Genomic DNA, 8,954 nt, shown 5'->3' with positions numbered 1-8,954 from the left:
TTTATGCTCAATAAATTGAGGATGTGAAAATGTTAAAAATTTTTCTTTTCAACAGGACGAAAATTCCGCTTCTTGAAAAAGCTCTTGATGCGTATTCGTTAAGACAAAGGGCGATTGCATCAAATATAGCAAATATAACGACAATTGGATACCGGCGGGTTGATGTTAAATTTGAAGATGAGCTTCAAAGGAATTTGGGTGGGGAATTTATAAAGGGAATGAGGACAAATGAGAAACACATTGCAATTGGTGCAAAAGATATTAATGATGTTCAACCAGAAATTGCACGGCAAAGTTCAGATTATAACCCAGATCCACTTGCAAGTGGTGTGAATGATGTTGATATTGATCAAGAGATGGTTGAGCTTGCGAAGAATCAAATAAGATATAGGCTTGCTTCCAGATTAATTGCTGAGTCGTTCAGGGGAATTCAAAAAAGCATAAAAGGAGGGGGCGTATGAAGATTGAAAGGTTATTTGCATCTTTTAACATAAGTGCAATGGGGTTGAGTGCTCAAAGGAAAAGGATGACCGTTATCGCTGAAAATATTGCAAATGTTGAAACAACAAGAACTGAGAATGGAACTCCTTACAGGAGGAAGGTTGTGGTGATGAGGTCTTCCCCTGAGCAAAGTTTTACATCTGTTTTGAAAAATGAAACGATAGGTCTTAAGACGACGAATGAAAACCATTTTTCTTCTGATTTGTTTGAATTTACGCAAGATGAGAACATCATAAGAGGAGTGGTGACGGAAATAGTTGAGGATAATTCCCCTGAACGGCTCGTTTACAATCCAGAACATCCTGATGCTGATGAGAATGGTTATGTTCATATGCCTAATGTTAACATCATCGTTGAGATGGTTGATATGATTTCGGCAACACGTTCTTATGAAGCGAATGTGACTGCTTTCAATGCTTCAAAAAATGTGGCGAAAGACGCAATGGAGATATGAGCATGAAAGTTGATGGTGTAAATAGTTATTTTCATCATTTTAATTTTCAGAAGTTGAAAATTTCCAGATCTGTTGAAGTTTTGAGTAAGGAAGAGATTGAATTTTTTGAGAAACTTTTCCCAGATGATGTTGAAAGGATAAGGGAATATTATCGTTATGATTTGCGTGACAGTTCTATTTTTGAAGCAGGTAAGATAATTAACAAAAAGGTGTGAATTATGTTGAAGCCCATTAATTTGATTGATTCGGTTGAAGCTTCAAATTCTGATATAAAATGGAGAGCAAAAGAGAGCGTTGAAAGTTTTCAAAATGTTTTAAAAGAGTTTATCAAAGATGTAAATCAACTTCAAAACGAAGCGGGTGAAGCGATAGAGAAAGCAATAACGGGAGAGATAAGTGATATTCACGATGTTATGATTGCTGTTGAAAAGGCGAAGACAAGTTTTGAACTTTTAATGGAAGTTAGGAATAAGATGCTTGAGGCATATAAAGAGCTGATGCGTTTACAGGTTTAAAAAAATTCATAGAGTTTAATGAGTACAATTTCTCAGTTGAAAGAGTTTTGGGACAAATTATCACTTGCGAGGAAAGTTTTACTCATCGGGGTTGCAGTTGCTTCAATTGTTGTTTTTGCATTTTTGATCTCGTGGGTTCGTGAGCCTGAATATGGTGTTTTGTTTTCAAATCTTGAGGCGCAGGATGCAAGTAAAATAATTGAAAGGTTAAAGGAGAGGAAAATTGAGTATAAACTGGAGGATAACGGGCGGACGGTACTTGTCCCAAGGCAAAACGTTTATGAGTTACGACTTCAGTTTGCCGGTGAAGGGTTACCTAATTCAAGTATTGTTGGGTATGAGATTTTTGACAAAAACAACATTGGCGTTTCGGATTTTGTTCAGAAGATAAATTATAAACGAGCACTTGAAGGGGAGCTTGCCAGAACGATTTTACAAATTGAGGGTGTTGAAGCAGTAAGGGTTCATATCGTTATGCCTGAGAAAACTCTTTTTAAAGAAGACCAAAAAGAACCAACAGCTTCAGTTATACTTAAGCTAAAGCAAGGGACGAGGATAACGCGTGAAAATGTCCAAAGTATCGCCTATCTTGTTGCAAATAGCGTTGAAGGTCTTGACCCGAAAAATGTCACTATACTTGATTCCAGAGGGAGACTTTTATCGGATAATTCGGAATCTGATCCGCTTGAAAAGGTGAGCGGTAAACAATATGAGCTAAAGAGAAGCGTTGAGCAGTATCTTGCTGATAAGGTTCAAAGTTTGCTTGATGGTGTTCTTGGTCAGGGAAATTCAATTGTAAGGGTTGATGTGGAGCTGAATTTTACGCAGGTTGAGAAAACAATTGAAGAATATGATCCAGATAAAACTGTCGTTCGGAGTGAGCAGACAACTCAAGAAAGAAGTAGTTCAGTTGATTCGTCGTTTGCCAGCACAAATTCTCAGAGGACAAATACGATAACAAATTATGAGGTTAATAGAACACTTCAAAGAATAGTTGAAAGCGTTGGAAATATAAAAAGACTTTCTGTTGCTGTTCTCGTAAATGGAACTTATAAAGTGAGTGAAGTTGATGGGGTTAAGAAGGTTGAATATATCCCACGTGATGAGGAACAAATCCAAAAGTTGACAGAGATAGTTAAAAACGCTGTTGGTTTTAATCCTGATAGAAATGATCAGATTTCAGTTGTGAGCATTCCCTTTGAACCAGCAGGTGAGGGAGTGGAATTTGTGCGAAGGGAGGACAAGAGGGAGAATTGGCGTGATCTTGTTGAGAAAATTGTGATTGGATTTGCTATACTTGGTTCAATCGTAGTGATTTTCTCTCTTCTTGGTAGATTGAAGGTTAAAAGGGAAATTCCAACTGTTGAAGTTAAGGAATTTCCACAGGTTCAGCCTCAACCGACGCTCAAAGAACCTGAGACGGTTACAATTGAAGCAGTTGAGCCAGCGGAGGAGGAGATTGAATTTGAGAGGATGAAGAGGGAGCAGATTAAAGAAAAAGTTATGGAATATATTCGTGAAAATTCGGAGCAGGCGACAAGATTAATCAAAGTTTGGTTGCTTGAGGAGGAAAAAGCGAAATGGCAAAGGCGTTAAACTTAAAATACGAAAATCTTACGGGTAAGCAAAAGGCGGCTATTTTGCTTCTTGCGCTTGATGTTGAAACTGCTTCAAAGGTTTTTCGGCATCTTGAGCCCCAGGAAATGGAACAGCTTGCAATAGAAATTTCATCGCTTGATGGAGTTTCTTCATCCGTTGTTCAGGCTGTAATTGAAGAATTTTTTCAAATGATGAAGGCTCAAGAATATATAATCGTTGGTGGTTTTGAATATGCTAAAACATTGCTTGAGAAATCGCTTGGTCCACAAAAAGCTTCTGAAATAGTTGAGAAGGTTCATGGTATGACGCAGATAAAAGGATTTTCTGTTTTGAAAAAAGCGGATGCGACACAACTTGCAAATTTTTTGCAGAAGGAGCATCCTCAAACAATAGCGTTGATTTTATCACATCTCCCGCTTGAGCAAACCGCAAAGGTTATAAATCAATTTCCTGAGGATTTAAGAGTTGAGGTGGTATATAGGATTGCGAAGCTTGGCAAAATTTCCCCAACGATTTTAACGGAGCTTGAGAATGTTGTTGATATGATGGCTGAGGCATCTTTAAGTCAAGAAGTCAGCGCAACGGGTGGAGCAAGAACAGTGGCGTCAATTCTTAATAAGATTGGTTCACAGGAGGCGAGAGAACTTTTGCAAAGGATTGAGGAGCAGGACCCGGACCTTGCAAACGAGATCAAGAGATTGATGTTCCTGTTTGAAGATATAATTTACATTGACGATAGAAGCATACAAAGAATCTTGCGAGAGGTTGACAAAAAAGATCTTGCCCTTGCTTTGAAAGGTGCTGATCAAAAAATCAAGGAGAAGATTTTCAAGAATATGTCAGAAAGGGCAGCTGCTATGTTGCAGGAGGAAATTCAGTATATGGGACCTGTGCGATTGCGTGAGGTTGAAGCAGCGCAGATGAGAATTGTTGAGATTATAAAACGGCTTGAGGAAAATCAAGAGATTGTAATTGCAGGAAGAGGAGGTGAAGAAGACATTGTTTACTAAAAAGGTAATAAAAAATCAATTGTGGAAGGAAAGGTTTCTATTTGAGGAATTGAAGATTGATGATTTGGATTTTAAGAATTTATCGGATGCTGACGCAAAAGATGAATCGGTGGTTGAATCGTTAAGCGATTATGCACAAAATTCGGCTGAAAAGGGAAATGAAGTTGATGTTGAAACAATAATAGCACAAGTAAAGGATGAATATGAGCTGAAGGTAAGAGAAGCATATCAAAGGGGGTTTAGGGATGCGGAAAGAATTTTAAGGGAGAAGATGAATAACGAATTAAATGAACATATTGCTCTTTTTGAGCAGCTTTTAAAAAGTTTTTATAACGAGGTTGAATCGTTTGAGACAAAAGTTGAGATATTCGTTGTCTCACTTGCTATAAAAATTGCCGAAAAAATAGTTAAGCGTGAGATTGAGAAAAATGATGATTTTATTTTAAATCAGGTGAAAGAAGCAATTAAGAGAGTTATCGGAATTGAGAAGATTAAGTTGAGAATAAACCCTGATGATGAAAAACTTATAAGGGAGTTAAAACCAGAACTTTTGCAAATGCTTGGCTCAGCAAGCGAAGTCATCATTGAAGCAGATCCAGGAATTGAAAGGGGAGGCTGTATAATTGAAAGTGAGCTTGGAAATGTTGATGCAAGAATTTCAACACAATTTTCATTAATTGAAAATTCACTCATTGAGGGCATCAGATAATGATAGGTCTTGAATTTAGAATGAGAAAATACTTTGATAAGATTGAACATCTTGATATGGTCAAAGTCAATGGGAGGGTAACGCAAGTCATTGGACTTGTAATTGAATCAGTTGGTCCGTCTGCTTCACTTGGTGAGGTATGTATTATAAGATCCAGAAATGATGAGGCAATTTGTTTTACCGAAGTAGTTGGGTTTAAAAATAATCGTGTTCTTTCAATGGCTCTTGGTGATATAAATAAGATAAGCCCTGGTAGTGAAATTGTTGCAACTGGAAAAGCATTTTCAATTCCAGTTGGAAGGAATCTTCTTGGTAGGGTTATAGATGGGCTTGGTCGTCCGATTGATGGAAAGGGATGGATTGAGGCTGATGAAATAAGGTCAATTTATAATCAACCGCCAGAACCTCTTGAAAGGAAAAGGATAAATCAGCCAATAGCAACTGGGGTAAGAGCTATTGATGCACTTCTTACTTGTGGGAAAGGGCAAAGAATTGGGATTTTCGCTGGCAGTGGTGTGGGTAAAAGCACACTTATGGGCATGATCGCAAGACATACAAATGCTGATGTTAATGTGATTGCTTTGATTGGGAACGAGGCAGGGAGGTGAGAGATTTTATTGAAAAAGAACTTGGAGAGTTTGGGCTCTCAAAAAGTGTTGTCGTAGTTGCAACAAGTGATAAGCCACCGCTTATAAGGGTTAAAGCGTCGCTTGTTGCAACAACAGTTGCGGAGTATTTCAGGGATCAAGGTTTTGATGTTATGTTTATGATGGACTCTTTAACTCGTGTTGCGATGGCTCAGCGTGAGGTCGGGCTTGCAATTGGTGAGCCACCAACAACGAAAGGTTATACTCCCTCAGTGTTTGCTTTGCTTCCAAGGCTTGTTGAACGTGCTGGAACCTCTTCAAAGGGAAGCATCACAGCGCTTTATACAGTTCTCGTTGAAGGTGACGACCTTAATGAGCCAATTGCTGATTCAGCAAGGTCTATACTTGATGGTCACATTGTCCTTTCAAGAAAACTTGCAAATATGGGACACTATCCTGCAATTGAACCACTTGAAAGTATAAGCAGACTTATGCCAGATATAGTGAGCCCCGAACATAAAAAATCAGCTGAGAAAATAATAGATATACTTGCAACTTATAGAGAAGCGGAAGATTTGATAAACATTGGAGCCTATGCTAAAGGTAGCAATCCAAAAATTGATAAAGCGTTGCAAATGATTGAAAAAATAAGGGAGTTTTTAAAACAGGATATAAAGGAAAAAGCAGAGTTTGAAGATTCGGTTGCTCGTTTAATTGAACTTGCAAAATTAATCTGAGGTGAAAATGGCTCGTTTCAAACTTGACCCCGTTCTAAAGGTTCGTCAAATACAGGAAAAAAAATACAAAAAGGAACTTTCGGAGATTAAAGTAATTCGTGAAAATGCCGAAAAATTATTAGAAGACCTTAAAACGGAGAAAATACGACAAATGGAAAATATGGAGGTTGAAGAAAAAATCAAGGCGGTTGATCTTCAAATTCAATATGCCTATTTAAATGCAATCGCTGTTCAAGTTGAAAGGCAAAAGGATATGCTTGAAAAAATTTCCAAAGAAGAGGAGAAAAAGCGTGATATCTTGGTGAAAACGAATCAAAACAAACGAATGATTGAAAAATTAAAACAAAAGTTTAACGAGCAAATTTTAAAGGATTATCAAAAGAAAGAACAATCACTTCTTGACTCAATTTCACACAGAGCAACATTGAACAGGTAATATATGGGAAAGTCAATTTTTGGTTACATACTTGGTTTCACTTTTTCTTTTGTGACGATTTTTGAGGGTATGTATGTTCTTTCAAAACTTCATCCCGAACTTTTCAGACCGATCCCAAGTTCAGCCCCTGTTTCGGCGATGATTGATTCTATCAAAGTTAAAAATGATTCGCTTGGAATTGTATGGGAAGATACAAGCTCAATTGGGTTTGAATATGTTGAAGCATATAAACTTGATAGTTTAAAAAATTTGCATAACAAAACGCTTGCAGAATTGGGGAGGTATAAAGATAGCGTTAATGTGCTTATCAGTATGATCCGTAACCTTGAAATTGAGATGAAGAGAAAAGATTTTCTTATTGAAAAGTTGCAAAAGCAGGCTTCAAGTCAACAGAGTGAAAAAGTTAAATCTTTAGCGAAAATTTATGAGGCAATGGAGCCAGAAACAGCTGCAAGGATTCTTGAAAATATGTCTGAAGATGAGGCGCTTGCTATCATTTTAAATATGCAAAGACGTCAAGCTGCGAAGATACTTTCCGAACTTAACACGAAAAAGGCAGTTAAACTTTCAAAACTTAACGGGAAATGAACTTAATTTTAAACAACATATTAAACAATTTCGCCTCAGTTCAAGTTGAGGGAGGTTCTAAATCCCGTAACGAAATTGCGGAAAATTTTGGTGATATTTTAGGACTTCTTTTAATTCAGCTTTTTGCAAGCGCTGAGAGAAGTGAAGCGAGCTTACATCTCATAAACGAAAAATCAGCTGAGAGCGGTGGAGATTCTTGTATTCAAGTTGTGGAGTTAAAGCAGGCAGTGAGTTGCGCCTCAGAATTTAAAGAATTAACACAAACCGAAACTCAGAATCATCAAGCCAAGCAAATTGCCAATTTTAAAATTGCAAAAATAGTTCAATTAACAGTTGAGCAAAATAGAATTTCTCAAGTTTCAGAATTGGTAAACAGGCGTGATGATAGCGGAAATCATAATGTTGTTGAGATGTCGGATAGCAAAACTCAAAAAGCAGGAAACAGTGCCTTGAACTATCAGGGGAACGGGCAGATAAACTGTGCTTATGAATCTGTGCCTCTGATCAAGTTTGATATTACGAAATTGAGAAAAGTTGAGATAAATAGTCAGAATGTAAATGAAAAAAGTAAATGCAATTTTCAAGTTACAGGGTCAATGGGTAGCGAACAGGTGATGATGTTTGAAAAGGAAATTTTTGAAGATAGGCTTGATAAAGGTTTAAGTTTTGAATTTAAAATAAGTGAAGAGAAATTCACTCCGAAATTGATGAGGCATCAATCTCAAGGTGAAAATGTGAAAGATAACGAGGGAATTAGCGCAACAATGGAATCTCGGGTTTCGGCTGTTTATAAAAGCGAGCAGATGAATAATAATTTTGAATTTCGGCGCAATTTCAAAGGGAATTATTTAGAGGATTCCAAGTTTGAAAGGATGCTTGAAAAAATTAATACGAGAAATTTTGTTGATGTTGATATCAAAGATTTAGATGAGAGAATAGGCGTAGAGAGACCAGTTTTTCACATAAAGGCTCAAGATATCCCAGAATTTGTTAAAAGTTTTATTTTGAAAAGCAAGGATCTTGAACGAGGGGAGGTTGTTTTGAAGGTTAAACCAAAAGAGATTGGGGAGATAGTGGTTAAAATTTCGCAAGGTGAAGGTGGCGTAAGAATTTTGTTTGAGGTTAAAAATTACAAGACAAAGCAGATGATTGAGTCAAGGTTTGATAGTTTGAGGGCAACGCTTGAGTCAAGCAATGTGAAACCAGAAAAGATTGATGTATTGCTTGTGGCTGAAAACTTTGATAGTAATTATAATTTCTCAAACTCAGAGCGTGAGCAATTTTTAAGGAAAGCAACAAGTAAAAGGAAGGTTTTTGACTCTTTTGAGACAGTTAAAATTTACGGTGGTAGTTTAATAGAGGCAATAATTTAAAGGAGGTGGGAGCTGTGGAAAATATCAATTCAATTCAGAATTTTAAAAACATTCCATCATCGGGAAGCAGTGTTCAAAATCCCGATAAGGCAATTCTTGGGAAAGACGATTTCTTGAAGCTTTTGATAGCGCAGTTGAATTATCAAGATCCGTTGAATCCTATTCAAAGTGCAGAATTTGCTTCTCAGCTTGCGCAGTTTAGTTCTGTTGAGCAACTTTATAACATCAATTCAAATCTTTTGAAAAGCATTGATGCAAGTTATGCGACGAATCGTTCAATTACGAATGCTTTGATTTCAAACTTAATCGGTAAAAAGGTTGTAGTTTATGGAGATGTTTTGAAACTTGAGGCGGGGAATGATATTGAATTTGGATACGAGTTAAAAGGCGATGCAAGTTCAGTTGAGATTAAAATTTTTGATTCCGCTGGAAATTTGGTTAGATC

General features: G+C 37.0%; 11 protein-coding genes and 1 pseudogene. All 12 read left to right on the top strand.

Annotated features, from left to right (window positions below; genetic code table 11):
- Positions 1-29: 29 nt before the first annotated feature.
- A complete protein-coding gene (gene flgB / locus AT685_RS06755; protein WP_072149779.1) occupies positions 30-461 on the top strand; it encodes a flagellar basal body rod protein FlgB in 432 nt (143 codons plus the stop codon).
- On the top strand, positions 458-955 hold the full coding sequence (gene flgC / locus AT685_RS06750; protein WP_072152046.1) for a flagellar basal body rod protein FlgC: 498 nt from the start codon (positions 458-460) through the stop codon (positions 953-955). Before flgB ends, flgC begins: the two co-directional genes overlap by 4 nt.
- On the top strand, positions 952-1,170 hold the full coding sequence (locus AT685_RS06745) for a hypothetical protein (RefSeq protein WP_072152045.1): 219 nt from the start codon (positions 952-954) through the stop codon (positions 1,168-1,170). Before flgC ends, AT685_RS06745 begins: the two co-directional genes overlap by 4 nt.
- Positions 1,171-1,173: 3 nt before the next feature.
- Entirely contained in the window at positions 1,174-1,470 is a 297-nt protein-coding gene (fliE, locus tag AT685_RS06740; protein WP_072149782.1) for a flagellar hook-basal body complex protein FliE, read from the top strand.
- 18 nt (positions 1,471-1,488) lie between these two features.
- Positions 1,489-3,066 carry a flagellar basal-body MS-ring/collar protein FliF gene (gene fliF, locus AT685_RS06735; RefSeq protein ID WP_072152044.1) on the top strand — a complete coding sequence of 526 codons (1,578 nt, stop codon included), beginning with the start codon at positions 1,489-1,491 and terminating at the stop codon, positions 3,064-3,066.
- Entirely contained in the window at positions 3,051-4,079 is a 1,029-nt protein-coding gene (fliG, locus tag AT685_RS06730; RefSeq protein ID WP_072149784.1) for a flagellar motor switch protein FliG, read from the top strand. Before fliF ends, fliG begins: the two co-directional genes overlap by 16 nt.
- Complete coding sequence (locus tag AT685_RS06725; protein ID WP_143713164.1) at positions 4,057-4,788, top strand: FliH/SctL family protein; 732 nt, start codon at positions 4,057-4,059, stop codon at positions 4,786-4,788. Before fliG ends, AT685_RS06725 begins: the two co-directional genes overlap by 23 nt.
- A pseudogene (fliI, locus tag AT685_RS06720) lies at positions 4,788-6,112 on the top strand (flagellar protein export ATPase FliI). The gene AT685_RS06725 and the pseudogene fliI overlap by 1 nt, the downstream one beginning before the upstream one ends.
- Positions 6,113-6,119: 7 nt before the next feature.
- Positions 6,120-6,548 carry a flagellar export protein FliJ gene (locus AT685_RS06715; protein WP_072152042.1) on the top strand — a complete coding sequence of 143 codons (429 nt, stop codon included), beginning with the start codon at positions 6,120-6,122 and terminating at the stop codon, positions 6,546-6,548.
- Positions 6,549-6,551: 3 nt separating this feature from the next.
- The gene (locus AT685_RS06710) at positions 6,552-7,136 is read left to right on the top strand and encodes a MotE family protein (RefSeq protein WP_072150922.1); all 585 of its coding nucleotides are present in this window, start codon (positions 6,552-6,554) and stop codon (positions 7,134-7,136) included.
- Positions 7,133-8,509, top strand: a complete 1,377-nt coding sequence (locus tag AT685_RS06705; RefSeq protein ID WP_072152041.1) for a flagellar hook-length control protein FliK — start codon at positions 7,133-7,135, stop codon at positions 8,507-8,509. Before AT685_RS06710 ends, AT685_RS06705 begins: the two co-directional genes overlap by 4 nt.
- A gap of 14 nt (positions 8,510-8,523) precedes the next feature.
- The coding region (locus AT685_RS06700) for a flagellar hook assembly protein FlgD (protein ID WP_320409078.1) at positions 8,524-8,954 on the top strand (431 nt) is incomplete at its 3' end.

It is taken from the genome of Candidatus Kryptobacter tengchongensis (assembly GCF_001458555.1).
Lineage (GTDB): Bacteria > Bacteroidota > Ignavibacteria > Kryptoniales > Kryptoniaceae > Kryptonium > Kryptonium tengchongense.
Note: the sequence above shows the minus strand (reverse complement) of the source record. Positions and strands in the feature narration are given on the sequence as shown.